Origin of the sequence: Sorangium sp. So ce426, assembly GCF_051475585.1 — a bacterium.
Lineage (GTDB): Bacteria > Myxococcota_A > Polyangia > Polyangiales > Polyangiaceae > Sorangium > Sorangium cellulosum_B.
Genome location: NZ_CP150341.1, coordinates 12,586,578 through 12,612,856, shown reverse-complemented (window position 1 = coordinate 12,612,856; position 26,279 = coordinate 12,586,578). Strand labels below are relative to the sequence as shown.

Annotated in this window: 26 protein-coding genes; 10 read left to right on the top strand and 16 right to left on the bottom strand. The window is 71.6% G+C overall.

What is annotated here, in order from left to right; all coding sequences use genetic code 11:
* Positions 1-157 precede the first annotated feature (157 nt).
* Positions 158-1,255: a histidinol-phosphate transaminase gene (gene hisC / locus WMF44_RS47390; RefSeq protein WP_437296636.1), complete on the top strand. Its 1,098-nt coding sequence runs from the start codon at positions 158-160 to the stop codon at positions 1,253-1,255.
* Between the two features lie 117 nt (positions 1,256-1,372).
* Positions 1,373-2,185, top strand: coding sequence for an alpha/beta hydrolase (locus tag WMF44_RS47385; RefSeq protein WP_437296635.1), 813 nt, complete (start codon positions 1,373-1,375; stop codon positions 2,183-2,185).
* A gap of 70 nt (positions 2,186-2,255) precedes the next feature.
* Here the strand turns inward: WMF44_RS47385 and WMF44_RS47380 are convergent, their stop codons facing one another.
* Positions 2,256-3,188 carry a LysR family transcriptional regulator gene (locus tag WMF44_RS47380; protein ID WP_437296634.1) on the bottom strand — a complete coding sequence of 311 codons (933 nt, stop codon included), beginning with the start codon at positions 3,186-3,188 and terminating at the stop codon, positions 2,256-2,258.
* Positions 3,189-3,374: 186 nt separating this feature from the next.
* On the opposite strand from WMF44_RS47380, the gene WMF44_RS47375 reads away from it, so the two are divergent.
* The gene (locus WMF44_RS47375; RefSeq protein ID WP_437301690.1) at positions 3,375-4,328 is read left to right on the top strand and encodes a zinc-binding dehydrogenase; all 954 of its coding nucleotides are present in this window, start codon (positions 3,375-3,377) and stop codon (positions 4,326-4,328) included.
* A 29-nt stretch (positions 4,329-4,357) separates the two neighbouring features.
* Here WMF44_RS47375 and WMF44_RS47370 read toward each other — a convergent pair whose 3' ends face one another.
* Together WMF44_RS47370 and WMF44_RS47365 are read right to left on the bottom strand one after the other, a co-directional pair.
* Positions 4,358-5,170, bottom strand: coding sequence for a helix-turn-helix domain-containing protein (locus WMF44_RS47370; RefSeq protein WP_437296633.1), 813 nt, complete (start codon positions 5,168-5,170; stop codon positions 4,358-4,360).
* A 54-nt stretch (positions 5,171-5,224) separates the two neighbouring features.
* Positions 5,225-6,241, bottom strand: a complete 1,017-nt coding sequence (locus WMF44_RS47365) for an aldo/keto reductase (protein WP_437296632.1) — start codon at positions 6,239-6,241, stop codon at positions 5,225-5,227.
* Positions 6,242-6,468: 227 nt separating this feature from the next.
* On the opposite strand from WMF44_RS47365, the gene WMF44_RS47360 reads away from it, so the two are divergent.
* Both WMF44_RS47360 and WMF44_RS47355 read left to right on the top strand, forming a co-directional pair.
* Entirely contained in the window at positions 6,469-7,227 is a 759-nt protein-coding gene (locus tag WMF44_RS47360; RefSeq protein ID WP_437296631.1) for an SDR family NAD(P)-dependent oxidoreductase, read from the top strand.
* Between the two features lie 576 nt (positions 7,228-7,803).
* On the top strand, positions 7,804-8,478 hold the full coding sequence (locus tag WMF44_RS47355; protein WP_437296630.1) for a hypothetical protein: 675 nt from the start codon (positions 7,804-7,806) through the stop codon (positions 8,476-8,478).
* 301 nt (positions 8,479-8,779) lie between these two features.
* On the opposite strand, the gene WMF44_RS47350 is transcribed toward WMF44_RS47355, so the two are convergent.
* Entirely contained in the window at positions 8,780-9,919 is a 1,140-nt protein-coding gene (locus tag WMF44_RS47350) for a hypothetical protein (protein ID WP_437296629.1), read from the bottom strand.
* 12 nt (positions 9,920-9,931) lie between these two features.
* Positions 9,932-10,507 (bottom strand): hypothetical protein, encoded by a 576-nt coding sequence (locus tag WMF44_RS47345; protein WP_437296628.1) that lies wholly within the window; start codon positions 10,505-10,507, stop codon positions 9,932-9,934.
* 530 nt (positions 10,508-11,037) lie between these two features.
* On the opposite strand from WMF44_RS47345, the gene WMF44_RS47340 reads away from it, so the two are divergent.
* A complete protein-coding gene (locus WMF44_RS47340) occupies positions 11,038-11,187 on the top strand; it encodes a hypothetical protein (protein WP_437296627.1) in 150 nt (49 codons plus the stop codon).
* On the opposite strand, the gene eutB is transcribed toward WMF44_RS47340, so the two are convergent.
* The 3 genes from eutB to WMF44_RS47325 all read right to left on the bottom strand — a co-directional run bounded on the left by eutB (position 11,177) and on the right by WMF44_RS47325 (position 15,587).
* Positions 11,177-13,378, bottom strand: coding sequence for an ethanolamine ammonia-lyase subunit EutB (gene eutB, locus WMF44_RS47335; RefSeq protein ID WP_437296626.1), 2,202 nt, complete (start codon positions 13,376-13,378; stop codon positions 11,177-11,179). The genes WMF44_RS47340 and eutB overlap by 11 nt on opposite strands.
* Positions 13,379-13,417: 39 nt before the next feature.
* Positions 13,418-14,830, bottom strand: coding sequence for an ethanolamine ammonia-lyase reactivating factor EutA (locus WMF44_RS47330; RefSeq protein WP_437296625.1), 1,413 nt, complete (start codon positions 14,828-14,830; stop codon positions 13,418-13,420).
* A 79-nt stretch (positions 14,831-14,909) separates the two neighbouring features.
* Complete coding sequence (locus tag WMF44_RS47325; RefSeq protein WP_437296624.1) at positions 14,910-15,587, bottom strand: DUF4336 domain-containing protein; 678 nt, start codon at positions 15,585-15,587, stop codon at positions 14,910-14,912.
* Positions 15,588-15,637: 50 nt separating this feature from the next.
* Between WMF44_RS47325 and WMF44_RS47320 the strand changes: the two genes are divergently transcribed.
* Entirely contained in the window at positions 15,638-16,144 is a 507-nt protein-coding gene (locus WMF44_RS47320; protein WP_437296623.1) for a MarR family winged helix-turn-helix transcriptional regulator, read from the top strand.
* Here the strand turns inward: WMF44_RS47320 and WMF44_RS47315 are convergent.
* Together WMF44_RS47315 and WMF44_RS47310 are read right to left on the bottom strand one after the other, a co-directional pair.
* Positions 16,080-16,733 carry an exonuclease domain-containing protein gene (locus WMF44_RS47315; RefSeq protein WP_437296622.1) on the bottom strand — a complete coding sequence of 218 codons (654 nt, stop codon included), beginning with the start codon at positions 16,731-16,733 and terminating at the stop codon, positions 16,080-16,082. The two genes, WMF44_RS47320 and WMF44_RS47315, sit on opposite strands and share 65 nt — an antisense overlap.
* Before the next feature lie 324 nt (positions 16,734-17,057).
* The gene (locus tag WMF44_RS47310) at positions 17,058-17,963 is read right to left on the bottom strand and encodes a hypothetical protein (protein ID WP_437296621.1); all 906 of its coding nucleotides are present in this window, start codon (positions 17,961-17,963) and stop codon (positions 17,058-17,060) included.
* A gap of 217 nt (positions 17,964-18,180) precedes the next feature.
* Here WMF44_RS47310 and WMF44_RS47305 point away from each other — a divergent pair, with 217 nt between their 5' ends.
* Complete coding sequence (locus WMF44_RS47305; protein ID WP_012241451.1) at positions 18,181-18,561, top strand: hypothetical protein; 381 nt, start codon at positions 18,181-18,183, stop codon at positions 18,559-18,561.
* A gap of 18 nt (positions 18,562-18,579) precedes the next feature.
* Here WMF44_RS47305 and tam read toward each other — a convergent pair whose 3' ends face one another.
* Entirely contained in the window at positions 18,580-19,350 is a 771-nt protein-coding gene (gene tam / locus WMF44_RS47300) for a trans-aconitate 2-methyltransferase (protein WP_437296620.1), read from the bottom strand.
* 75 nt (positions 19,351-19,425) lie between these two features.
* Positions 19,426-19,665 carry a hypothetical protein gene (locus WMF44_RS47295; RefSeq protein WP_437296619.1) on the bottom strand — a complete coding sequence of 80 codons (240 nt, stop codon included), beginning with the start codon at positions 19,663-19,665 and terminating at the stop codon, positions 19,426-19,428.
* A gap of 10 nt (positions 19,666-19,675) precedes the next feature.
* On the opposite strand from WMF44_RS47295, the gene WMF44_RS47290 reads away from it, so the two are divergent.
* Complete coding sequence (locus tag WMF44_RS47290) at positions 19,676-20,287, top strand: NADPH-dependent FMN reductase (protein WP_437296618.1); 612 nt, start codon at positions 19,676-19,678, stop codon at positions 20,285-20,287.
* Between the two features lie 35 nt (positions 20,288-20,322).
* Entirely contained in the window at positions 20,323-21,741 is a 1,419-nt protein-coding gene (locus WMF44_RS47285; protein ID WP_437296617.1) for a sigma-54-dependent transcriptional regulator, read from the top strand.
* On the opposite strand, the gene WMF44_RS47280 is transcribed toward WMF44_RS47285, so the two are convergent.
* Genes WMF44_RS47280 through WMF44_RS47265 form a run of 4 tightly spaced genes read right to left on the bottom strand, consistent with a single transcriptional unit; the run spans position 21,734 to position 26,257 of the window.
* Complete coding sequence (locus WMF44_RS47280) at positions 21,734-23,092, bottom strand: sensor histidine kinase (protein ID WP_437296616.1); 1,359 nt, start codon at positions 23,090-23,092, stop codon at positions 21,734-21,736. The genes WMF44_RS47285 and WMF44_RS47280 overlap by 8 nt on opposite strands.
* On the bottom strand, positions 23,089-24,288 hold the full coding sequence (locus tag WMF44_RS47275) for an FtsX-like permease family protein (protein WP_437296615.1): 1,200 nt from the start codon (positions 24,286-24,288) through the stop codon (positions 23,089-23,091). Before WMF44_RS47275 ends, WMF44_RS47280 begins: the two co-directional genes overlap by 4 nt.
* Positions 24,282-25,541: an ABC transporter permease gene (locus WMF44_RS47270; RefSeq protein WP_437296614.1), complete on the bottom strand. Its 1,260-nt coding sequence runs from the start codon at positions 25,539-25,541 to the stop codon at positions 24,282-24,284. Before WMF44_RS47270 ends, WMF44_RS47275 begins: the two co-directional genes overlap by 7 nt.
* Positions 25,538-26,257 carry an ABC transporter ATP-binding protein gene (locus WMF44_RS47265; protein WP_437296613.1) on the bottom strand — a complete coding sequence of 240 codons (720 nt, stop codon included), beginning with the start codon at positions 26,255-26,257 and terminating at the stop codon, positions 25,538-25,540. Before WMF44_RS47265 ends, WMF44_RS47270 begins: the two co-directional genes overlap by 4 nt.
* Between the last annotated feature and the right edge of the window lie 22 nt (positions 26,258-26,279).

The window sequence follows — 26,279 nt, the reverse complement described above, 5'->3', positions numbered from 1 at the left end:
TCCCGGACGACGAGCGCCCGGGCAACGCCGTCCGTGTCCTCCGGCCGAGCTCCCCCGAGGGCGGCCGGATCGAGCGCCGCGCGCGCGTCCGCGCGCGTCATGCCGGCGACGAGGCGCTTGTCTCCGGCGGGCCAGTGGGCGAGAGACGGCCATCCCCATGCTGTACGAACGCGACAACATCCATCGACTCACGCCCTACACGCCCGGCGAGCAGCCGCAGCGGGCCGACGTGGTCAAGCTCAACACGAACGAGAACCCGTACCCGCCGCCGGCCGCCGTGCTCGAGGCGATCCGGGACGTCTCGGCCGATCAGCTCCGCCGGTACCCGCCGCCCCGGGCGCAGCAGTTCCGCGAGACAGCGGCGCGGATCCATGGCCTGTCGCCCGAGCAGGTGATCGCCACGAACGGCGGCGACGAGCTGCTCCGCATGGCCGTGACGGTGTTCTGCGAGCCCGGCGGCCGCGGCATCGGCGAGACGTACCCGACCTACTCGCTCTACGACGTGCTCGCGGAGATCCACGGCACGACGATCACCCAGGTCCCCCTCGCGGAGGACTGGTCGGTCCCGGAGGATTTCGCAGAGCGCCTGAACGAGCGCGGCTGCCGGCTCGCGCTCCTCGTCAACCCGCACGCGCCGTCGGGGCGGCAGGAGCCGCTCGACAAGCTCGAGCGCGTCGCGCGGGCGTTCCGCGGCGTGCTCCTCATCGACGAGGCGTACGTCGACTTCGCGGAGCTCGACGCGACGCCGCTGCTCGACCCGGCGCGGGGGCTCGACAACGTGCTGCTGCTGCGGACCCTGAGCAAAGGGTACTCGCTCGCGGGGCTCAGGTTCGGGTACGGGCTCGGGCACCCGCGGCTCATCGAGACGCTCGACAAGGCCCGCGACAGCTACAACACCGACATCCTCTCGCAGGCCGCGGCCACCGCGGCGCTGTCCGCGCGGGACGAGGCGCGGAAGAGCTGGGAGAAGGTGATCGCCGAGCGCGCCCGGCTCACGGGGGCGCTCCGGCAGAGGGGGTTCACGGTGGCGCCGAGCCAGAGCAACTTCGTCCTGGCGAGCCCGCCGGGAGGAGGGCTGTCGGCGCAGGCGATGTACCGGGCGCTCTACGACCGCGCGATCTTCGTGCGCTACTGGGACGCGCCGCGCATCCAGGACAGGCTGCGGATCACGGTGGGCACGCCGGAGCAGAACGACGCGCTGCTTGGCGCGATCGACGCGCTGTCGCGCGCCGCCGGGGCCGCGAGCGCGCGATGAGCTGAGCCGCTCGATTCACGGACAAAAAGAAGAGCGCTTTTGCGTCACCGGAGCAGCCCGCGCGGTGCGCTGTCATCGCGCGGCGCTGGTCGGCACCACAGCAAAGGAGAAGCACCGATGAGCCAGGAATCCGAGCGAGACAAGATGATGAAGAGGACGGCGGTCCTCGAGATCCCCGGCATGGATGCCGTCCTCCTCCGCAGGGATATCGCGTACCAGGCGACCGATGCAGGCGCCCTGACCTTCGACCTCTACGCTCCACCAACCTCGGTGGCCGTGGCGCGGGCGCCAGCCGTCGTCTTCGTGTCCGGATATCCGGATCCGGGGTTCGAGTCGGTGTTCGGCTGCAAACGCAAGGAGATAGGGCAATCGACGTCGTGGGGACGGCTGGTGGCCGCTTCCGGCCTCGTGGGCATCAATTACACGAACCGGGAGCCGTCCGATCTCCACGCGCTGCTCGATCACCTCCGGCAGAACGCCGCCTCGCTCGGGATCGACGAGCGCCGGATCGGCCTGTGGGCCTGCTCGGGCAACGTCCCCATGGCCCTGTCGGCGCTGATGCGGGAACCGAGCGGCTCGCTCCGGTGCGCCGCCCTCTGCTACGGCTTCATGCTCGATCTCGGTGCGTCCACCCGCGTCGCGGAGGCGGCGGCGCAGTTCCGGTTCGTCAACCCGTGCGCCGGGAAGTCGATCGACGACCTCCCTCAGGATCTGCCCCTGTTCATCGCCAGGGCAGGACAGGACAGGATGCCTCACCTGAACGAGACGATCGATGACTTCGCCGCCGGAGCGCTGGCCCGCAACCTGCCAGTGACGCTCGTGAACCACGCCGCGGGGCCGCACGCGTTCGATCTGCTCGACGACAGCGAGGCTTCGCGAGAGACGATCAGGAGCCTCCTGGGGTTCCTGCGCTTCTATCTCCTGGGGTAGCGCGATCCGGCCTGCGCGCTCGGCTCACCGGGCCCCGCCGGCGAGCGACGCCACAAGCCCCCGCTCGGCCTCACGCTCTGACGGACGACGGCTCGGCCGCGCCGCGCACCGCGTCGCGGAACCACCGCTGCGCCGGATCGCGGTGGTGGCGCTCGTGCCAGTACATGCGCACCTCGAAGCCGGGGAGCTTCACCGGCGGATCGACAACGCGCAAGGGGAGGATCTCCGCGAAGGCCTCGGCCACGCGCGCGCCGACGGTGACGACCAGGTCGGAGCCGGCGACCACGTGGGGCGCGAGGAGGAAGTGCGGCACCGCCAGCGCCACGCGACGGCGCTTGCCGAGCTGCGCCAGCGTCTCGTCGACGACACCGCCGGGCGTGCCGCGCGGGGCGATGAAGACGTGGCGCATCGACGTCCAGGCGGCGAGGTCGATGCCCTTCTTCACCAGCGGGTGCCCCTTGCGCACGAGGCAGACGAAGCGCTCGCGGTAGAGCGGGCGTGACCGGATGCCAGCGGGGAGCCCCTCGCTGCGCGCCGGGGCCACCACCACGTCGGCGTCGCCGCGGGCGAGCTGCTCCCCGAAGGAGGCGTCGACCGCGCGGAGCCAGAGATCGACGTTAGGCGCCTCGCGCCCGAGGCGATCGAGGAGCTTCGGCGCGAGGACGAAGGAGCCGTAGTCAGCGGTGGCGACGCTGAAGCTGCGGGCGGCGCTCGCGGCGACGAACGGCTCCTCGGCGCGGAAGCAGCGATCGAGAGCGCGCATCGCCTCGCGCACCGGCTCCGCCAGCTCCTCGGCCCGCGCCGTCGGGGCGAGGCCGCGCGAGGTGCGGACGAAGAGCGGATCGCCGAAGAGGCGCCGGAGCCGGCCGAGCGCGTGGCTCGTCGCCGACTGGGTGAGGCCGAGCCGCTTGCCCGCGCGCGTGAGGTGCCGCTCGTCGAGGAGCGCGCCGAGCACCCGCACGAGGTTGAGATCGACCGAGGCCACGTCATGAAGGGCAGGCATGATGAGTATGTCTATCATGCAGTGGATCGATGCGCCGAGCCGACGCATCTTCTCCGCGTCGACGGCGCGTTCGCCGTGAAGAACAAGGAGCACGCACATGCACTGCGTCATCGCGGGGGTTCGGGGGAAACGGGCTCGGTCGTCGCCAACACGGCGCCACCGCCACAATCGTTTGGAGGTTTCAGCATGAAAGCGGCAGTCGTACATGCGCTCGGTGTCCCGCCGTCCTATGACGATTTCCGTGAGCCGGAGCCCGGCGACGGTGAGACCGTGGTGACCGTACACGCCGCTCCGCTCAGCCCCATCGTCAAAGGCCTGGCCTCGGGCAGGCACTATGCGAGCGGAACGAGCGGCGGCTTCGTCCCGGGCGTCGACGGCGTCGGCACAGACGCTGCGGGGAGGCGTGTCTACTTCCTGTTCCCGAAGGCGCCCTTCGGCTCGATGGCCGAGAGGTCGCTCGCCATGGACAGCATGATCGTGCCGGTGCCCGACGCGCTATCCGATGAGCAGGCCGCAGCGATCGCGACAGCGGGGCTCGCCTCCTGGATCGCGCTGTCACGCCGGGCGCTCCTCCAGGAGGGCGACACGGTGCTCGTGAACGGCGCGACGGGCGCGGCGGGGGGCATGGCGATTCAAACCGCCCGTCACTTCGGAGCGAGCAAGGTGATCGCTGTCGGTCGTGACAAGGTGAAGCTGGACCGGCTCGACGCCGACGTGAAAATCGCCTTGGACGAGGACGCGGATCGATCATTGCGGGATCAATTCGATCAAGGCGTCGACGTCGTGCTCGACTTCGTGTGGGGCGAGCCGGCCGTCCGCGTTCTCCGGGCAGCGACGAAGGACCGTGGGTCCAGGGCTGGCGAGCCACGCCTGCGCTTCGTTCAGCTGGGTACCGTGGCTGGCGACGAGACTCCAATCCGAGGTGACATGCTGCGCAGCACGGGGCTCGAGCTCATCGGCAGCGGTATCGGAAGCGTTCCCGTGAAGGATCTGCTGGCCGGGGCCGGCGAGTTGCTGGCAGCGGCCCCGGAGGCCGGCTTTCGTGCGCCGTTCAAGAGTCTGCCCCTCAGCGCTGTGACCAATGCCTGGAACGAGGAGCCGGATGTGCGGTGTCTTCTCCTGCCGAATGCGACGGCCTAGAGCGGGGCGTATCTTCGTGCGCTACGGGCTCATCCGCGTCGTTCGGCTCGCTGCGGCGTACTTTCGCACGGAGAACTCGTCATCCGGCCGCCCGCGCGTTTGAAGAACGCGCCCGGTGTGAGCCCGACGAGCTGACGGAAGTCGGCGATGAGGTGGGCCTGGTCATAATAGCCCGCGTCCGCGGCGATGCGCGCCCAGTCGCACGAGGTCGCCGCCATCCGCACCGCGCGTTGCAGGCGGACGGTCCGCGCGAACTCCTTCGGGCCGATGCCGACGTTCTCGATGAAAGCGCGGCGAAGATGCCGCGCCGTGACGCCGAGCCGATCGGCGACACGCTCCACCCGGACCTCGCCCCCTTCGAGCAAGCGAACCGCACGGCGGGCGAGCTCCCCCGATGTCGTCTCGAAGGGTTGGCCGGCGCGGAGGGCGAGCGCCCGGGCGACGCGGTCGATCACGTCCGCGCGGCTCCTCGCGGCGAGTAGCTCACCGCAGAGCTCGCGCCCCGCGCGGCCCCACACGTCCTCCAGCGGAACGATCCGGTCCGTGAGCTCGCTCGCCGCCACGCCGAGCAGCGGAACCGACCAGCCAGGCTTGAACCGAAGAGTGACCGTCCGCGCGAGGCCGGTCTTGCTCTTGAATATCGCGCGCGTCCGGGGGCCCGCGGCCCACACGTCCCCCTCACGCCCCCCCTCGAGCACTCGAAAAAAGAGGCCCGTTCTGCCGTCGGGAAGCCACTCGACGTCGAACACCCGACCGGGGGGTGCCGCGACATCACGGACGTCCTCGACGAAGCGCGGGAGCGCGAGGGTGAAGAGATCCATCGCTGCGGCCACGTTCGTCATTCTTACGCCTCTCGTGCGGCCGTTCAAGCCGACGCGGGTGCCCGCGTCGATCGGCTACCGCTCACTGTCGAGCGCCTTCATGTGCTGGGCGGGGTAGCGCGTGCCGCCGATCGCGTCCGCTGGCACGATGCTCTCGAGCGCCGCGACGTCGCTCGCCGACAGCGGCTTGTCGAGGGCCACGAGGGCATCGTCGAGCTGGGCTCGCGTGCGGGCCCCGACGATCGGCACCAGCGTGGGCTGCTTCGCCAGCACCCACGCGAGCGCAACCTGAGCCGGCGTCATCCCGCGCTCGCCAGCGAAGGCGTGGAGCTTCTCGACGACGCTCGCGTTCTTTGCCCCCTGTTCGCCGGCGAAGCGCGGCATGTACTGCCGGAAGTCCCCCTTTCCGGAGGGCTTGCTGCCAGTGAGCAGCCCCCGCGCAAAGACCCCGTAGAGCGTCGCGCTCATCCCCAGCTCTTCGAGCGCGGGGAAGATGGACGCCTCGGGCCCGCGCGTCGCGATCGCATACTCGATCTGCAGGTCCACGATCGGGTGCACCTTGCTCGCGCGCCGGATCGTCTCGACCCCCACCTCGGACAGCCCGATATGCCGGACGAAGCCGGCCTTGATGAGATCGGCGATCGCCCCGACGGTGTCCTCGATGGGCACCTGCGGGTCGAGGCGCGCGGGGCGGTACACATCGATGACCTCCACGCCCAGCCGTTGCAGGCTGTACGTCACGAAGTTCTTCACGGCCGCCGGGCGGGTGTCGATGCCCAGCGCTGCGCCGTCCGGGCCGCGCATCGCGCCGAACTTCACCGACAGGTGGACCTTGTCGCGCACCCCCTCGATCGCGCGCCGGATGAGGAGCTCGTTGTGCCCGTTGCCGTAGAAGTCTCCGGTGTCGATCAGGGTGATCCCTCGCTCGATGGCGTGGCGGATCGTCGCCACGCTCTCGGCGTCCTCGGCCGGACCGTAGGCGCCGGACATCGCCATGCAGCCGAGGCCGACGGGAAAGACGCTGGGCCCGGTCTTGCCCAGCGGAGTCGATCGGAGCGGGGAGCGGCCCATCGTGGCATCGAGGTGGGTCATGGGGTGTTCATGCCACGCGCCCGCGGCCTCCGATTGGAAGAACCGGACATTTCGACGATCCGGCAGACCACAACCGTGTCGTGCACCGGCTCGTGCACGGCGGGTTGCTCATGCGGCGCGGGACGACCGCTCACGGTGTCCGCTCCTTCCAATCGGAGGGCGGTGGCAAGGGGTACGAAGGCGTGGACATACGCTGTATCCAGCCAACCACCGTCAGGAGCGAACACATGCAAGACAATCACGTCGCCTTGGTCACGGGGGCCAATCAGGGGATCGGCCTCCAGATCGCAAAGGAGCTCGCCGCGAAGAACTTCACCGTTATGGTCGGCTCGCGTGACTTCGTGCGCGGCGTGGAGGCGGCCAAGACGATCGACGGAGACGCCCGCGCGCTCCAGCTCGACGTGACGGATCGGGCTTCGATCGCCGCTGCGGCGAGGCGCATCCGCGAGGAGCTCGGCCGCCTCGACGTGCTCGTCAACAACGCGGCCATCTCGCACACGGGACGGCGGCCGGGCCTGACCGTCGAGGAGTATGCCAGGTCGACCCTCGCGAGCAACGTGTCCCTCGATGAGCTGCGCGCTGTGTTCGAGACCAACGTGTTCGGCGTCGTCGCTGTTTTCCAGGCGATGCTGCCGCTCCTGCGCGAGGCGCCGGCGGCCCGCATCGTCAACGTGTCGAGCGGCGCTGGCTCGCTGACGATGAACGCGGATCCGGCCTTTCCATGGCGCTCGATCTTCGGCCCCGCCTACCCTGCATCCAAGACGGCTCTCAACGCGATGACGCTCGCCATGGCGATCGAGCTGGAGTCGACCGGGATCAAGGTCAACGCCGCCTCCCCGGGCTTCACCAGGACGAACCTCAACAACTATTCGGGCACGGAGACCGTCGAGGAGGGCGCCCGCGAGGCGGTCCGCCTTGCGCTGCTCGGCCCGGACGGCCCCACGGGTACGTTCTCGCACGCAAACCTCGGACGGCTTCCGTGGTGACCGCGTGTTGGGCACGCCGGGTCTGAAAACAGCTCCATGACAACGTCACCCGCAACCATCGGTGCACGACCATCCACGAACTCGTCAAGGAGGTGGATGATTGCCTGCAGGCCCTCTCCCCCCTACCCGGGGTCGACCGCGAGCCTGCGGCCGGTGCTCAGCTCGCCCGTTGCCGATTCAGGATCGGCTATTTAGGTGCAGCCTCAGCCGAACAGTGCTCTCACACGGGTCAACCGACTCATGGGCACCTGTTCCCGCCGCGACAGGGGTGACCCTGCAGCATCCCTCTGGCTTCGAGATGCGGGTCAGGTAGGACCCAGATCCCGTCGCTGCGCTCCGAGCGCGCCCGGGCGCTCCTGAACGGGTCGCCGAGCGCTGGTGGAATGGGCGGCCGAGTCGATCGGAATACGCATTCGGCAGCAAATGAGCGTGGCTTGCGCGCGGTGTTTGTTGTAAGAAGTGAGTATGAATCAGCTTGCGAAATCAGGGGGGACAAGGGGAGCTGCCCGTCAATCATCCGTCCGAGGGATCCCCGTCGCGGGCGGTGGGCCTGCTCCGCGCGCGACGAGCAGCGCCATGTCGCGCATCATCGGGGGTATCGCGATCGTCGGTGCGCTCCCTCTGGCGTATTGGCTCGGCACCCGTACGGCGACGGCCGATCGTCCGGCGCTCACGGCGCGGGAGTCCGGCGCGCCGGATCGCAGCGTCTCCGCACCTATCAAGAAACCGCCCGTGATCCCAGCTGCGCCTGATGTCGTGCGCGAGGGATCCCCCGCCGAGCCCGAGTCGGCTGTCGGCGCGCCGCCCTCCGAGCCTCTGGAACCACCGCAACAGGAGCCGTCGGCGCTCGAGCATCGCGATCGGGTCGTGGCTGAGCTGCGCGCCTCTGGCGTGGACCGCCGCCTGGGCGCGCCGGCATCGACGGTGGTCGACGGGTGGTCGAGCAAGCTCGCGCGGTTCGCGGTCGGCGGGTCGTTCGAGAAGGAGGAGTGTTTCGCGAAGGGCTGCTTTGTGACCATCGTCCACCCATCGCTGCAGGACGCGGAGAAAGCCACCGATATCATCACCCGCACCGGCGAGTTCAATGGCTGGCAAGCGGGCAAGATGCGCAGCGGTCCGATCGCTCACGACGATGGTCGCGTGGAACTTACATGGGTGATGTATCCACCGCCGCCCGACGGCCATGTGCTCCCCGAGACGCTGCCCCCGGACAACTTCGAGGAGCTGATGCGGCGCGGCTCCCCCCAGTGAGGGGTGCTCACGTCTGCATGATCGTGAGCGCCGGGCGCCTGTCTTGAGGTACGAAGTCTGTCGCGGGCCCGGGCTCCGACCCGACGCGCTGACCGCGCCAGCTCGTCTCGGCCCTGCTTGTCGAGCCCGCCCGCGGCTAGAGCACCGATCACGTTGAAACCCGGAGAAATTTCACAGGGAGGCGGGGAGGCGGGGAGGAAGAAGAAAATGAATTTCTCCCTCTTGCCGTCTCTCGCTCCCCGCCTCTCCGCCTCCCGGTGAAATTTCTCCTCTTTCTCGTGGTTTCAACCCGTTTGTCGCTCTAGATGCCGTTGTCGTTTACTGGAGACACGCTCACGGTGGACGTGATCCCTTCGAGCGTCACGTTCGACGGCAGCTTGCACATGACACCGACCTGCACCTCGGGGCCGATCAGCGTCCTGTAGGCGTCGAGGCGCACTTGACGCGTGACGCCGGCTACCTTTGTAAATGATGCGGATTCGGACATGCTCCCATCCCGGGTGACCCAGGTGAGCTTGCAGTCCGGGCAGCTGCCGCCGGCGACGCAGCCCGACGTGGCGGTGCCTCCCGCGTATTGAACCTCGGTGAACGAGATGAACCGGTTGTGCTCGGCGGTGTCGTCCGCGGGCGGAGTGATGGGACAGAACACGTCCAGCTCCGAAACCGACGTGTTGGTGATCCCGGACTCGCTGCGCGTGATCCCCGAGACCCCGCTCGCGGTCGTGGCCGCCGAGCACTCGATGCCGCTGACCTGGACGTTGTTCCAAACCGGCGTGAGGGACCAGGGATCGGGGACCGTCGACGGCAGCGAGTCGGGATTGTTGAGGGAGTCGCAGTTGTCAGCGAGCTGACACAGCATGATTTTGTAGCCGAGTATCGCCGTGGAGGCCGGCAAGACGCAGTTGTAGTCCAGGCTAGCCGCAGTCAAGCCCTCGTTGGCTTCCAGCGTGTGCGTTGCGTCGCTCCCCCAGAAGCTGCCGAAAGAACTGGGGTTGGAGTAGGCTGACGCGTCCGCGAGCTTGATCTTGCCGCTCCCGGCACCACCGGTGTTGCTCACCGTCGTGCTGTAGTACTTCGATCCATTGTTGGCCTGCATTCCGGCGTAGCAGCTGACGGTGCGAGAAGGGACGAAGGTCTGTCGCTGAAAATTCACGACCGCCAACATGGCCTCCGCCCAGTGATTGGCGTTGAAAGTGTAGGAGCCAGGGCCGTTGGAGCCCCAGCGGCTGGCCAGGGAGATCGGACAGATGGCCGTCCGATTCGACTGGGTGGTGTTGAGGAGGGCGCCGCTGCTGTAGACCACGCGATCGTCCGCGAGCGGTGTCGCGAAGTGACATGCCGCCCCACCGTCCTTCAGCAGCCAGTTCTTGTGCGTGGCCGACGCTGCCCCGGCGAACAGAGAGCAAGCACCGAACAATGCTATCATCGCGAGCTTTTTCATGGTGTTCACCTGTCAGTTCGGGATGACCGTGCTCGCGTAGTAGTAGATGCTGGTCAAATTGGGGGCATTGCAGGTCAGGCCCCAGTTCATCGTGGATTGGGAGCCGAATTCATTGAAGAAATACATGCTGCCGCCCCCTGTCCACGAGCTCGGCCCCGGGGTGGTGCAGCCCTGACTCGGGTCCGCCGAGCACGCGTAACGCGTGACTCCATAAGAGATGGATCCGTTGATCGCCTTCTCGAACTGACGGCAGCTGACCGAAGCAGTGCTGGCAGCATCATACACCCTGACCACGGTTGCCAGAGGGTCCACGTAGGTCGGATCATCGCTGTCCACTCCGTAGTAAGCCGTTGACCGCCGCGTGATCGGGCAGAACAGCGTGACCCCTCCAGGGGCCAAGGACAAGATTCCGCCTATGCTGCGCTGGAGATACACCTCGTCGCTCGATGTCCCGGCGACGCACCGGCTACCGCTCATGTTCACGTTGTTGTCCCCCCGGGTGTAGATGAAGTTGACCGGCGCCGCGTCGACCCCGACCGCCAGAGTGCTGACCACACCGAGCGCCAGCGCCTGCATTTGTAATTTCATGATGTCCTCCTTGGGATTCCCTTCTCACGCGCGAACCCCGAATAACGATCGGGCCCCGCCTCACGTAGCCGCATGGCTTCGCATCCGGCGCACCGGCTCTTCGTGAGACCTCGGAGAGGCGCTTCCGACGTTGCGTGTCGCCCGTTGCTGCGCCTGATGCGCTTGCCCGCTGGTGTTTATTGAAGAATGGCGAGCAACACGCGCCAGAGGGCGTGGCCGCGGGGAGATCTAGCACCCCGCGTGCCAGAGGCCGAGGAGGGCTGAGCCCTGGGGCGCTCGCCTCCGCCGCCGCGGCGTCGGCAGCGCGTGAGGGGCTGGCAGTGCGGACGCCGCCTGGGAACAGCTCCGGCCAGACAACAGGCGTGGAGAATGTTGCCGTCGCTGATCACGGAGAATGCGTGACATGTCACGGTGCAGGCGTGACATGTCACGGTGCAGGCGTGACATGTCACGGTGCAGGCGTGACATGTCACGGGACAGGCGTGACATGTCACGGGACAGGCGTGACATGTCACGGGAACGAGCCGGTCATGGGCCTTGTCCTGCAGGGGCGAAAAGAAACGGTGCTAGGGGCCGATTCGTTTCCGATGGGCGTTGGCGAGTGTCTGCTCAGCAAGTTCGGCGCATCGCCGAAGCACGACCTCCCGGCAGGATTGCTGGCCCGCAGCGCTACGCTGTGAGCGACGCCTCCAGCCGGTTGCCGGCCGCACGGTGAGCGAGCACCGCCACGACCTTCTCGACGATCACGCCCCCCGCCTCCGCGGCGGGCAGCCCGCCAGCGTGGATGTTGGAGATCACCGTGTATTCGAAGCCGATCGCAGGGTTGCCGCTGAAGGCGGCGGCCGCCTCCTGGTCCGCGCCGGGCGTGAGGCGGTAGGCGAGGTAGGCCGAGAGGCTGCTCGACGCCAGCTCGCCGCTCCCCGGGCGCTCGCCGAGCAGCACGACGACCAGCCGCGCCGCGAGCCGCTCGGCGACGGCCTCCGCGAGCTTCACCCGGCCATAACGCGCGAGCAGCGGCTGGCCGACGGTCACGCCGCGCGCCCCCAGGCCGTCCAGCAGGACCGGGAGCAGGTCAGGGATGTTGCGGTGAACGGCCTCGGCGCTCAGGCCGTCCGACACAACGATCTGCACCTCGGCCTCCTCCGGCGCGAGCCGGGCGGCGCTCTCCGGGGAGAGGCGCGCCCCCGCGTCGGCGGAGCCGAGGTGCTCTCCCTTGCTGGCCGCCGTCGTGGCGATGAGGCGGAACGCGGCGACGCGGGCCAGCTCGTCCTCGCGCAGCTCGGTGGCGAGCGCCGCCCGCGCGATGGCCTCGTCGCGGCGACCGCGGCGGCTCACCGCGTTGGCCGGGCGCGGGCCGGCGATCGCGAAGCCGTGGGCGGCGGGCGTGGCCGCGAGCAGCTCGGCGAGCTCGGCCTCGTCCGGGCAGAACTGCCGCACGTCGCCGAAGCGCGGCCCGCGGGTGATCGCGCCCGCCTCGCCCTGCCCCTCCCCCGCGCGCGCCAGGATGCCCCGGGCGAGGGCCCACTCCAGGAACTCGCCGCCGGGCGCGCGGCCGTGGATCTCCCGCAACGTCTGCACGTCATGCCCGCTCGTGTCGAAATAGGCGAGCATGCGATCGGTGTTGAGACAGACATCCATGTAGTAGTTGGCGCCCGCGGCGGTGAGGAGCTGCGTCGCCATCTGCTGGCCCTCCAGCGTGACGTGGGCGTGGAGGGTGTAACAAGGGGCCATGCCCATGGGCACGCCGAGGAGCTTGCCCATGAAATGGTCCTGGAGGTTCGCGAGGATCATCTCGCGGTCGTCGAGGTGCGTCTCCGGGCCGATGAAGCCGGTGACGTTGTTGAGCATGAACGGGTCCCAGCGGCGGGCGAGGCCGTAACAGAGCGCCTCGGCCGTGGCCATGTCGATGCCCTCGTGCTTGCCGTACGTGAGCTCGCTGCCCTGGCCGGTCTCGAAATACATGAACTGCTCGGCCTGGCCCGCGAGCGGGCCGCGCGCGGCCATGCGGCGATAGCCCTCGTCGATGAGATCCACGGTGACGTCGAACTCGGTGACACAGCACGACTCGGTGCCGGCCAGGCTCTGAAAGAGGATCTCCACGGGCGCGCCCTGGTCGAGCGCGGCGAGCTGCACCTTGAGGTGCGACAGGCAGCAGATCTGCGTGGGCACGCCTGTCGCGCGGCGGATGCGGTCGAGGTGGCGGAGGATCGCGGCGGTGGCCTCCACCGTGCCGGACGCGGGGTTGACGCCGAGCAGCGCGTCGCCGGCGCCGATGGAAAGGCCCCAGTAGAGCAGCAGGGTGATCCCTCGGAGATCGTCGGTGGGGTGGTTCGGCTGGAGGCGCGAGGCGAGCGTGCCGGGGGCGCCGAGGAGCGTGCGGGCGCGGGTCGGGCGGCTGATCTTGCGGGCGAGGTACACGAGCTCGTGCACGTCGCAGAGCTTGACGAGCGCCGCGGCCATGACCCCGGTCAGGGCGCGGCCGAGGCGCGCCACCTCCGGGCCGGGGGCGCGGAGCAGGTGGTCCTTGAGCTCGCCGACGCGCAGCGAGGCGATCCGGGCGAAGGCGTCTCGGTCGATGTCGTAATTGACGCGCATCACCGCGTCGATCTCGCCCCGCTCGCCGGTGAGCGGGTGATCGTGGAGGTGCTCCAGGGTCAGCTCGCCGAGCAGCTCCCGCGCGGCTTCTCGCGCCGCGTCGTCGCTCGCCGCGAGGCCTGCCTGGCGATCGCCGGCCTTGCTGCAGTCGGCGGCGCCGAGGAGCCGCTTCAAGCCGCGGAACGAGCCGTCGTGGCCAGGCAGGCGGGCCGCGTAGACGACGTCGGTCCGGGGGCGAGGGACCTCGATCCGATCGAGCGGGGTCGGTTCCTTCACGGCGCGCTCCTCCCTTCACGGAAGGTTCGCCGAGCGACGTCATGGCGTCATCCCGTAGAACGAGATCGGCAGGATCTGATCGCACAGGCGGCCGACCTGGACGAACCGGGCGCCGTGCGCCTGCACCTCGTCGATGACGACGAGGTCGATCGGCAGCGCGCCCCAGCCGGTCACGTAGCCCCCGAGCGTCTTGCCCGCGTTCTGCGCGGTGAGCAGCACGAGGGGGTGCTCGGGGATCGGTCCGGCGCGGCGCAGCGCGCCGGCGATGCGCGCGCCGAGGCCCTTGAGGGTGGCCGCCGAGACGTCGTCGAGGGCGATCTCCAGAGCGCCGCCGCGGGTGCTCCGGCGGAAGAGGTCCACGGCGTGATCGAGCTCGGCGTCGGACGAGGCGGGCGAGAGGCGCGCCAGGATGGGCACGTCGCGCAGGGGCAAGCGCTCGGGGCGCGGGAGGAACAGCGTCGCGCCGGAGAGCTGGGTGGCGTGGCGCAGCAGGCCGTACGCCGTGGCCCGGCCCATGCTGGCCGGCGTCGCGACCCGCGCGCTCAGCCGGGGCGAGGCGAGGATCGCGCGGGCGAGGTCCACGCCGAGATCGCCGTGGTGAGCCGGCTCGGGCAGCGGGCGCCCGGCCAGGCCGGCGTAGATCAGCTCGCCCACGCCCCCGGAGAACGTGAGGGTGGGCGCCGCGAACCCCTCCGGCAGCGAGAAGGGCACCTGCACGTGGCGCGCGGCAGCGGGCGTGTCGAAGGCGCCGGCGCGCCCCGCGATCGCCGCCTCGAGCAGGTCCACGTAGAAGGCGACGACGGCCTCGGCCTCGGCCTGCGAGAGCACCTCGCCCGGGCCGCGGCGGAGCCCGAGGTGGTCGAAGGCGGCGCGGGCCTCGGGCGAGAGGGCGCGGAGGCGGCGCGAGCGCGGATCGAGCGCGACGTGCCGCGCGCCCACGAGGAGGCAGCCGGTGCGCTGGACCTCGCCGGCCAGGCCGAGCGCGAGGTTCGTGGTGCCGCCGCCGATGTCCAGGTTGACGAGGGGCTCGCCGGGGCGCGCGCGCGACAGGGGAGCAGCGCTGCCCATGAAGGCCACCCAGGACTCGAGGCAGGGGTCCTCGGCGACGGCGAGCAGCGCGTCCCCAACCCGCGCGCGGATCAGCGCGGCGAGCGCGTCGGCGTTGCTCCGGCGGGCGGCGAGGCCGGTGATGATCGCCCCGCCGCCGAAGAGGGCCCCGGGCGCCACGCCCGCCTCGGCGAGCCAGCGATCGAGGAGCGCCGCCGCGGCGTCGAGATCGAGGGCGTCGCCGGCGAGGGGCGTGAGCGCCATCTCCGATCGGTACCGCTCCTCCAGCGCGCCGAGCTCCACCCGGCCGCTGCCCGCGGCGCGCGTGAGCGTCGCCGAGGCGGCCACGGCGCAGCTCGTGGTGGAGCCGAAATCCAGGCCGAGCAGGGTGACCTGGGCGCCCATCACCGGACCTTCCTGATCTTCATGGCCAGGCCCCAGTCCTACCGCACCGGCGCCCGCGCGCCGCTCCACGTCAGGGACGTCAGAGCACCCGCTCGAACGCCGCCTGCAGCGCGTCTCGACCGCCGCGCTCGACGACGTCGCCGTGCGCCACCACGATGCGCTCCGGCGCCCACGCGAGCATCCGCTCCAGCGAGGCGCGCACCGCGGCGCGATCGCGCATCATCGAGCGGGCGATGCGGGACGGGCCGAACCTCCCGTAGGCGCCGTTCAGGCGCATGAAGAGGCGCGTCGGGAGGTGCTCGCTCTGCGCGATGTGAAAGCAGAGATCCCAGACGAAGAGGGTCCTGCTCGGCCGGTGGAAGAAGACCGTCTCCTCGAGCTTCGGCATCCCGAAGGCCGCCGCCTGGTCGATCTCCGCGGACCAGAGCGGGTCCGGCGCGCCGTCGAGCGCGCCGGTGAACGTCACGTCAGGGCGCTTCTCGCGGAGCCCCCGCGCGCCGTAGAGCCGCGCCCCCGGGAACAGCCGCGCCGCCGGCGAGAGGCCGAGGTGGTGCAGCAGGTTCGGCGCCACGATCGCCCGCACCTCGCCGAGCGCGCGGATCTCGTCCGCCTCCCGCTCCACGCTCGGGAGCGGCGAGAACAGCAGCAGCCCGCCGTCCTCGAGGCGCACGACCGGAGATCGCACCGGAAACCGGAGAAACCCCACCTTCAACGTGTCTTCCGCAACCCAGAGGGATTGATCGAGCCGTCGCAGCATGGTTCAATTGGTAAACCAACTTGACCATTTAGTCAAGTAAGTTGACCATCATGACCAAGCACGACCTCGATCCATGCGACGTCGCCGAGCTCGAGCGGCGCAAGCGTGTGAGCCTCGGGCAGCTCCTGCTCCGCTCGGCGCGGCTGCTCGACGAGCGGGCGGTGGCGCGCGTCGCCCGGCGCGGCGCGACCGGGGTGCGCCGGGCGCACACGGCGCTCATGCCGTACATCGACCTCGAGGGCACGCGGCAGATCGACCTGGCGGAGCGCGCCGGCGTGACGAAGCAGGCCGTGGGTCAGCTCGTGGAGGAGCTCGAGGCGGCGGGCGTGGTGGAGCGGACGCCCGATCCGGAGGACCGGCGGGCGAAGCGGGTGCGGTTCACGCCGCACGGGCTGAAGATGCTCCTCCACGGGCTCGGGGTGCTGCAGGAGCTGGAGGAGGAGCTCACGCGAGCCCTGGGGGAGAAGCAGATGGCCTCGCTGAAGAAGGGGCTCACCGCGCTGCTCGCGGCGCTGGAGGCGCCGGAGACCCCGGAGACGCCGCCCGAGGGCCGGTGAGCGGCGGCGCGGCGGGGCTCCCGGGGGCGCCGGCTGGGTGGGGCTCGAGGCCCAGCGCGTGCGGAAGGAGCCGCGCGATGTTGCGGGCGTCGTCGATGGCGCGGTGCTGCGTCCCCTGAAACGAGAGGCCGACCCGGCGCAGGGCCTGCCCCACGCCGAGCTCGCGCTCGGCGCCGAGGCGGCGGGCAAAGGCCCGCTTGAGGTTGAGGTGATCGCCGCCGAAGGGCAGCGCCACCCCGTGGCGGCGGGCGTCGCGCTCGATCTGCCGCTTGTCGTAGCCGCCCCAGGAGCAGAAGAGCGCCTGTTTCCCGCGCACCAGCTCCCTCAGCCGCGCCGCCGCCGCGGGGAAGCGCGGGGCGGCGTCGACGTCGGCCTGGCGGATGCTCGTCAGCCGCATGCAGAACGCCGAGAGGCGCGGGTGTCGGATCGGGCGCACGAAGCACTGCAGCTCGGCGGCGGGTCGCAGGGTGGCGGCATCGACGAGCACGGCGCCGACCTCGATGATCTCCATCTCGTCGCGGGGGAAGGCGGGGTCGTCGCTGCAGGTCGCCTCGAGATCGATGACCAGGTAGTGAGTGAGGGAAGACATCGGCGTTCTCCTTGAATTCGTTGCGGGTAGTCTGCGGTCGCGACGACCGGAGGACCCGGACACGATTCCGGACACGCCGCCCCAACCGGCTCGTCCACGCGGAGGCGATCGCGCTCGCCGAGTCGGCGTGCCGTCACGCGGGCGACAGCCGCTTCGCCCGGCTACCAGCGATGGCGCTGCTCCCCCTCGCGTGCATCCTGGGCGAGGAGGAGGGGGCGCCGGCGCAGGCGCGAGCGCTCCAGATCGCGCGGCGGCTCGAGGACGAAGAGCTCCTCTGGCGGGGAGAGCGGCTCGCGCCGCGCTGTTCGGGCGCAGCGCCGCCCGTCAGGAGATCACGTCGGAAGCGTCCTTTGCTTCGAGCGCGTTATCGACCCACCGATCGAGGGTCGCAGGGTCCTTGCACGCCTGGATGCGCTCGCGATGGTCGGCGGTGAGGGCGATCCCTGCGCGCGCCACCAGCCGGAGCAATGCGTCGCGCTTGGCCTCGAGGATGCCCTCGAGCTTGCCCTCCCGGATGCCCTCGATCCGGCCACGCTCGATGAGCTGCTGGGCGAACGGGGGAAAAGTTGCCTTGCCTTCGGTCTGCCGCTCCATGATCAGCGCCTCCAGGGCTCTCCGCATGGGTTCACGCAACGCATTGTAGACGATCTGGAAGTACACCGCCGCGTGCTCGTGGTCGAGCCGTCCGAGCGCCCCCAGCGCGGACTGGACCACGGCGAGACCGTTCGGTCCGTTGCCGTGCGCCACGGCCGAGAGAATGGCGAGCTCCGTCTCCTTTTCCGCCTCGGCCTGATCCGTCACCTCCGGCACACTCGCCGGCCCCAGCACCAGCGGCTGGAGCGTCCCGAGCCCCAGCCCGAGATCGATTTTCTGCGCGGCCCAGGCGGCCACCTCCGCGTCGGGCGCGACGACGAGGACGACAGCCGAGCACTCCTTCCGGGCCCGCACGACCGCGACGTAGACAGGCCATGAGTAGCCCTTGCGCCGATCGATGTCGCGCTGGACCTCGAGGACGATGGAGAGCACCAGCGCACCGGCCCCGTCGCGGAGCTCGAGCACCAGGTCGGCGCAGAACTCGACCGGGAGGAGCTGGTCCAGCGAAGCCTCGACGACCGCGACCGTGGCATACGGCGGGAGATCCAGGTGAAAGAGGATCTGGAGGAAATGAGGCGCGAGCGAAGGATTCTCGCGGAACATGTCGACGAAACCGTTGTGCTCGAGCGTCGGCATGGGCAGCACGCTACTGCCACCTACATGAGGTGGGCAAGCCGCGCGCACGCCTCCAGCCATGTCTCCCATGAGCGTAAATGAGCGAAATGAACCATGGTTCAACCACGCAAGTCGCCGTGTCGCTCCACACGCGACGGCTCAACCGTACAGGCCGGCGCCAAGCAGCTCCACGCAACGAGGGCTTCCCGTGGCGGCGCCGCCGCGATAGGACAGCGCGGTGACACGCCCCATTGCACGGTGGATACCCCTCCTCGCAGCGCTCTCCGCCGGGTGCGCCCCGGCGCCGCCCCCCGCGGCCCCGACGGCCGAAGAGGTCACCGCGAAGAAGGCCGCCAGCATGGCGCTCACCGCGCTGTTGAACCGCAAGTTCGACGTCCAGGGCTGCGACGCCTCCGAGGCGCGCGTGGTCCAGGAGGCCGAGGCGCGCGCGGGCACGCCCCAGGGCGAGCGCTGCGCCATCCTCGTCGCGCGCAGGAGCGACCGGACCTGGCTCGTCGCCGTCCGCTCCTCGCTCTCGTCGGCGTCCGTCGGAGCGCAGGCGCTCGTGACCGTGCTCCCCGAGGCCGAAGGCGTCGGCGCCATCGAGTACACGCGCTGAGCCGCGCGGCGGCCACGCTCACCGCGCCGTGGCGACGAGGAACAACCGCCGGAACGGAAACGGCGTCTTCCCGTCCGCCGCCTTCGGATACGCCGCCGCCACCCGCCCGCCGTACTCCTCCAGGAACTCGGCCCGCTCATGCTCATCGAGCGCCGCGAGCAGCGGCCGCAGCGCCGTCCCCTTGGTCCACTCGACGACCGGATTCGCGCCCTCGAGGACGTGCAGATACTCCGTCTCCCAGATGTCGAGCCGCGCCGCGTGCGGCGCCAGCATCCCGTAATACGCCGCCGGCGCCGCGACCGGGCTCTCCCTCACCACCGCCGCCAGCCTGTCGCGGAAGCGAGGCAACCGGCTCGCCTCCGCCATCGCCGCGTGCGACGGCGCGCCGTGGTTCCTCGGCATCTGCACCGCCAGCACGCCGCCGGCCGCGAGCCGCCCGAGCAGCGCCGGGAACAGCGCCTGGTGGTCGTCCAGCCAGTGCAGCGCGGCGTTGCTGAAGATCAGCGCGGGCGGCGCGGACGGCGCGAAGCGCGCGATGTCGCCCTCGACGAACCGCGCCCCGGGCATCGCGGCGCGCGCCTGCGCCAGCATCTCCGGAGAGCTGTCGACCCCGAGGATCCCCCGGCTCGGAAAGCGCTGCGCCACGAGGCGGGTGATGTTGCCGGCCCCGCACCCGAGATCGACGATCTCGCCCGGCGCGGTGAGATCGACCCGGCCGAGCAGGTCAATCGCAGGACGCGCCCTCTGGTCCTCGAACTTCAGGTACTGCGCAGGATCCCAGTCCGCCATCGCGCCCTCCGCCGATCCAGCGCGGCAGAGCGTGAGCTCTCCTCAGCGTGAGCTCTCCGCCGCCGTTTCCTCTCCCTACTTCCAGCAGATCCGGGCGCGCCTGTCGACGCAGAAACCGAGGACGACCCCGGCGGCGACAGCGCAGGAGCCGCCGAGGCCGCCGCGCTGGACATCCCCGCACGGGAGCGGCACCCTCGCGCCGGTGGATGCCCCGGAGATCTCCGATTCCTCGACCCGCCGCGCGAGCGCGGGGTAGCATCGCGCCGCAATCCACCGATCACCGAGGAGCGCCGCGCGATCCGTCGCCGGTCGCACGCAATACCCTATGAAGCTCGCTGTCATCTCAGGCAGTCACCGCAACGGCTCCGAATCGGGGAAGATCGCCCGCCACGTGCAGCAACAGCTGGCGTCGTCGGCGGACGTCTCCTCCACGTACACGCTCGATCTCGCCGACAACCCGCTCCCGCTCTGGGACCCGGAGGTCTGGCAGCCGTCCGAGAAATGGGAGCGCGTCTGGGGCCCCATCTCCGCCGAGCTCAAGACGTCCGACGCCTTCGTGATCATCGCGCCGGAGTGGGGCGGCATGGTCCCCGCCGGGCTGAAGAACTTCTTCCTCCTGTGCACCCGGGGCGAGCTCGCGCACAAGCCCGCGCTCATCGTCGGGGTCTCCGCGAGCGCGGGCGGCGCCTACCCGATCGCGGAGCTGCGCATGAGCAGCTACAAGAACACGTACCTCTGCTACATCCCGGACCACGTGATCGTGCGCAACGTCCGCGGCCTCCTCAACGACCCGGAGGCGCCGCAGTCCCCCGACGACGAGCGCATCCGCGAGCGGCTCCGCTACGCGCTGGGCATGCTCCTCCAGTACGGAAAGGCCCTGCAGCAGGTCCGCGCGAGCGGCGTGATCGACCTGGCCAAGTACCCTTACGGGATGTGACCGGCCCCCGGCGGCGAACACGCTAGTCTCGCCGGGTGCCGAAGATCCTCGTCATCGACGATCAGCCCGCCGTCTGCGTCGCGCTGACGACGCTGTTCGAGCTGCACGGGCACGAGGTCCGCGTCGCCGCCACGCCCGACGAGGCGATGGCGGCGGTGCTCGGCGACGAGCTCGGCGCCGTGGTCCAGGACATGAACTTCCGGCAGAGCGCCACCTCGGGCGAAGAGGGGATGGATCTGCTCCGCCGGATCAAGGCCGTCGACCCCGAGCTGCCCGTCGTGGCCATGACCGCGTTCACGTCGATCGCGGGCGCGGTCGAGCTGATCAAGGCCGGGGCGAGCGACTACGTGCCCAAGCCGTGGGACGACCAGAAGCTCGTCGCCACCGTGGGCAACCTCGCGCGGCTGCGGGCGCTCGAGCAGGAGAACGCGCGCCTCCTGGCCCAGCGCGGGCGCGCGCGGCACAGGCTCGCCGAGCGCCACGACCTGGCCGGGCTCGTGTACGCGAGCGACGCGATGCACGAGGTCATGAGCCTCGCCGTCAAGGTCGCCCCCGCCGACGTGCCCGTCCTCATCACAGGGCCGAACGGGACCGGGAAGGAGCTCCTCGCCACCATCGTCCAGGCCAACTCGCGGCGGCGGGACCGGCCGTTCGTCAAGGTGAACGCCGGGGCCCTCCCCGACGAGCTCGTCGAGGCGGAGCTGTTCGGCGCCGAGCCAGGCGCGTTCACCGGCGCGACCCGCCTCCGCGCAGGCCGCTTCGAGGAGGCCGACGGCGGCACCCTCTTCCTCGACGAGATCGGCACGCTGTCGCTGAACGGCCAGAAGAAGCTGCTGCGCGTCCTCCAGACCGGCGAGTACCAGCGGCTCGGGAGCAGCGTCACCCGCAAGGCCGACGTGCGCGTGCTGAGCGCGACCAACCGCGATCTCCCGCGGGCGATCGCCGAGGGATCTTTCCGCGAAGACCTGTACTTCAGGCTCAACGTCATCGAATTGACGATCCCCGCGCTGCGCGATCGCCCCGAGGACATCGTGCCGATCGCGAGCCACCTGCTCGATCGCCTCGCCGCGCGCGCGGCGGGCGGTGAGCGGGTGGCGCTCGGCCCGCGCGCGCGCCACGCGCTCGCCGAGCACGACTGGCCGGGCAACGTCCGCGAGCTGGAGAACCGGCTCACGCGCGCGGCGCTGGTGCGCAAGGGCGAGACGATCGAGCCGCACGACCTGGGGCTCGACGCGGTCGCGCGCGCGCCGCCGACGCCCATCGCGACCGGCGCCGCGCCCGCCGCGTCGTCCGCGCCTTCCGCGACGTCCTCCGAGCGCCTCGAGATCGAGCGCGCGCTCGTCGAGGCGCGGGGCGTCGTCGCCAAGGCCGCGGCGTCGCTCGGCCTGAGCCGGCAGGGGCTCTACCGGCGCATGGACCGGCTCGGGATCCAGATCGAGCGGAAGCTCAAGTAGCGCGCTCGTCCGGCGGCGGCGGCAGGCGGCACTCCGCCTCGGCCCCGCCCCCCTCGCGGCGCCGCAGCGCGAGCGCGCCGCCGTGCGCTGTCGCGATCTCGCGGCAGAGCGCGAGGCCGAGCCCGCGGCCCTGCTGCTTCGTCGAGTAGAAGGGCAGGAGCGCCTTGCCCGGGGCGTCGTCCGGCAGCCCGTGGCCGCGGTCGGCCACCGTGAGCGCGAGCTCGCCCGTCGAGAGGCGCCGCACCGAGACCTCGATCTGGTCGGGCGGGCTCCCGGCCTCGACCGCGTTCTTGAGCAGGTTCAGGAGGAGCTGCTGGATCTGCGCTGGATCGAAGAAGCCTGGCTCGTCCGGCGCGCCGCCCAGCGTGAAGGGCGCGAGCCCGCGCAGCCGCTCGAGGAAGGGGCGCCACGGGACCCGCTCGGGGGCGGGCGGCGGGAGGCGCGCGAGCTCGGCGTAAGCGGCGAGGAAGCGGGCGAGGTGCGCGCTCCGCTCCTCGATGGTGTCGAAGACGACGCCGAGGCGCTCCCGCTGCTCCGGGCGATCGAGCAGGAGGCGGCCCGAGTGGAGGAGCGAGGAGATCGGCGCGAGGGAGTTGTTGAGCTCGTGGCTGATGAGCCGGATCGCGTTCCTGTGGAGCTCCGCCTCCCGGCGCGAGATCTCGCGCGTGAGCGACCGGACCGAGACGAGGACGTGCGCCTGGGTGTTCAGGCGGAAGGCGCGGCGGGCGACGTACAGCGTCTCGAGCTCGCCCCGGCGCTCGACGGACACGAGGGCGTCCCGCCCGGCGACCATCGCGGCGCGGAGCTCCTCGGGCTCCCCCGCGAGCAGCGCGGAGAGCGTCCTCTGGCCGACGCGCTCGCCCGCGGCGAAGAGGGCGCGCGCGGCGCCGTTGCCGTACACGATCCGGCCCGCCTCGTCGTGGAGCACCATCGCGACGGGCGTGGCGTCGAGCGCCGTCTCGAGCAGGAGCTCCTTCTGGTAGAGGTCGTCGCGCTGCGCCCGCAGGGCGTCGCCGAGGCGGTTGTGGCGCTCGACGAGATCCCCGAGCTCGTCCCGGCGGTCGTGCCGGACGCGCTGCGTGTAGTCGGACTCGGCGAAGCTCGAGAGGCCGTCGGTCACCGCGCGGAGCAGGCCGACAGCGCGCCCGAGCAGCGCGCGGGAGGCGAGCGCGCCGGCGACAAGGGCGAGCCCGAGCCCCGCAAGGGCGGACACGGGCAGGGACACCTGCGATCGCGCGGCGGCGAGGCTCCCGGCGCAAGCGGCGGCGGCGGTCAGGGCGACCACGGAGGCGAGGCGGACCCGGAGGGGCACGCGGAGCGGCGCCCGGAGCCACGCGTGGAAGAAGGTCATGATCGCGACGCCTCCGCGGGGGAGACGGCGCTCGCCCGGAGCGCGGGCACGACCGCCGCGGCCATGCCCGCGAGCCAGAAGGCCACGGCGACGAGGAGCGCCGTCGGCGGCTCGAGGGGCACGTCGAGCTCGGGGGCGGCGGCGCGCGCCGCGGCCCGGAGCCCCGCGAGGGCGACGGCGCCGGCGGCGAGGCCGGCCGTCGTGAGCAGCGCGTTCTCCGCGAGCACGAGGCGCGCGACGCCGGCGCGGGTCGCGCCCAGGGCGCGGCGGATGCCGAGGGCCTGGCGGCGCTCGGCCACGAGCAGCGAGGCCATCCCGATGCGCCCAAGGAACACGACGACGAAGATCGCCCCGAGGAGCGCGAGGGCCAGGCCGCCCGCGCCGCGGCTCGTGCCGGCGTCGAGGTCGACGCCCTCGTCGAGCCGGCGCACGAGCACGGCGCGGCGCGGATCGGCGCGCTCGAGGGCCTCGCGCACGCGCGCGCCGGCGCGGTCGTCAGCGCCCGGACCGACGCGGACGAGGTACGCCAGCGAGCGGCCGAGGGCGGGCCCCTCGGCCGCGAAGAGGGCGCGCTGGGCGTCGTCGGGATCGCGGCCCATGGAGACGCGGAACGACGGGACGACGCCGACGACGACGAGGGGCCTCTGCCGGGCGCTCCGGCGCACGATCTGCCCGACCGCGCGGCCGTCCGGGAAGAGGCGCGCCGCGAGCGCCTGCGTGACGACGGCGGGCGTCGCCTCCGCGCCCGCGGCGTCCCCCGCGGCGAGCAGGCGCCCCGCGAGGGGAGCGAGGCCGAGGACCCCGGCGACGCCGCCGCGATCGTCGAGCATCCAGGCGACCGCGCGCGGGCCGCCCGGGAGGGTCGTCTCGACGACCTCCCTGTGCGTGAGGTTGAACGGCGCCGCGGCCGCCTCGGCGGCGGCGAGGACGCCGGCGACGCGCGCGAGGGCCGCGGCGTCGCGGCGGACCGCGGCCGCGCGCTCGTCGAGGGACGCGAAGCTCGGGCCGTCGCGCTCGGTCGCGGCGAGGAGCAGCGACCGCGTCTCGATGCCGCGCGGCGCGGAGGCGCCGCGGGCGTAGTGGACGGCGAGCCCCGAGGCGTGCACGGCCACGGCGAAGCCGAAGGCGGTCTCGAGCACCATGAGGAGCGCGGGCGTCTTCCGGCGAGAGAGCGCCCTGACGAGGGGGCCTAGCACGATCGCCGGAGCCCTTCGGCCGGGGGGATCCTCGCCGCGCGCAGGGCCGGGTACGCGCCGGCGAGGAGGCCGGCGGCCATCGCGGCCACGAGCGCCGCGCCGGCGGAGCGCGCCTCGAGGTGGTAGTCGACCGGCCGGAGGTGGATGACGCGGTTGACGATCTCGAGCGCCGCCGCGGCGACGCCGACGGCGAGCGCGGCGGCGCTCGCGGCGACGAGCGCCACCTCGGTCAGGAGCCCGAGGAAGACGGCGCGGGCGCTCGCGCCGAACGCGCGGTAGACGGCGATCTCGGCGCGCTTCGCGCGGAGCTTCCCCTCGAGCAGCCGCGCGACGCTGAGCGTGCAGGCGCCGAGGAGGACGTCGGCGAGCAGGACGAACAGGGTCGTGCCGGGGTCGTCCGCGCGGAGCGCGTGCAGGCGCTCGCGCGGCACGAGCTCGGCCCCGAGGACGCGCCGGCCGCGCGCGCGCTCGCCGCGGGCGTAGGCGTCGAGCTCGGCCTGGAACGCGGCCCGGCTGGGCTCGTCGCGCAGCTCGACCACGAGATCCAGCCAGCCGTTGTCGGTGGCGGCGAGCGCGTCGAAGCTGCCGCCCGGGTCCTCGACCTCGCGGACCAGCGCCGGCCGGACGCCGAGCGCGAGGCCGGCGGCGCTCGGCGCGAAGACAACGGCCGTGCGCGGCGCGCGCGTGCGCGGGGCGGCCGGGAGCGCGACGACGCCGACCACCCGGAACGGCTCCCCGAAGAGCCGCAGCGTGCGCCCGATCCCGCTCGCTCCGGAGAACAGCGCGCGCTCCGCCGCGTCGGAGAGCACGACGGGGCGCTCCTGGCCGGCGCCCTCCGCCGCCGGCCAGATCGCGCCGCTCCGGACCGTCGCGCCCACCATCCCGAAGAGATCGCTGGTGCAAAAGATCACCTGGACGGGGACGAGCGGGCCGTCGTCCGGGCGCCCGGCGGCCACGGCGGCGAAGAGATCCGACGCGCGCGAAGGGTGGGGGCTCTCGAGGAGGACGCGATCGCGGTGGCTCGGGGGATCGATCGCCCTGGGATCGGTGACGGCGCCGCCCTCCCGCGGGAGGGAGACGAAGTAGAGCCCGCGCGCCGACGCGAACGGATCGGACGCGCGCGCGTGGAGGACCGCGCGCGCGGCGGTCCATGCCGCGAGGCCGAGCGTGAACGCCAGCAGCATGATGGCGGTGTGCCCAGGCTGCCGGCCGAGGCTCCTGAGGGCCATCCGGAGCGCGTCGCCAGCCGTCACGGGAGGCCCTCCGGCGGAGCTTCCGAGGGCGGCGCCGGCGGCGCGGGGGCCCAGGGATCGATGAGCTTGCCGTCGAGCACGTGGACCCTGCGGCGCGCCCGCGCCGCCAGCTCGGGGTCGTGCGTGGTCATGACGATCGTCGTACCGCCGGCGTGGATGCGCTCGAGCAGATCGAGGATCTGCCGCGCCGCGCGGGAGTCGAGGTTGCCGGTGGGCTCGTCGGCCAGGAGGAGCGAGGGCTCGCCGACCAGCGCGCGCGCGATCGCGACGCGCTGCTGCTGGCCGCCCGAGAGCTCGCTGGGCCGGTGGTGGAGCCGCGCGCTCAGGCCGACGCCCTCGAGCGCGCGCAGGGCGCGCTCGCGCCGCGCCCGCGCGCCCAGGCCCCGGACCCGCAGCGGCACGTCGACGTTGTCGAGCACGTCGAGGTCGGCGATGAGCTGGAAGCTCTGGAACACGAAGCCGATCTTCCGGTTCCTGACCGCGCTCGCGCGGGCGTCGGAGAGCCCCTGCATCGGCTCGCCGTCGAGCAGGTACTCGCCCCCGTCGAAGGGATCGAGGAGCCCTGCGACGTTGAGGAACGTCGTCTTCCCGGAGCCGGAGGGGCCCATCACGGCGAGGAACTCGCCGCGCGCGACGCGCAGCGTGAACCCGGCGAGCGCGTGGGTCTCGAACAGGCCGCGCCGGTAGACCTTGGTGACGCTCGTCATCCGTATCATGTCGGCCACTTTGGCAGGAATT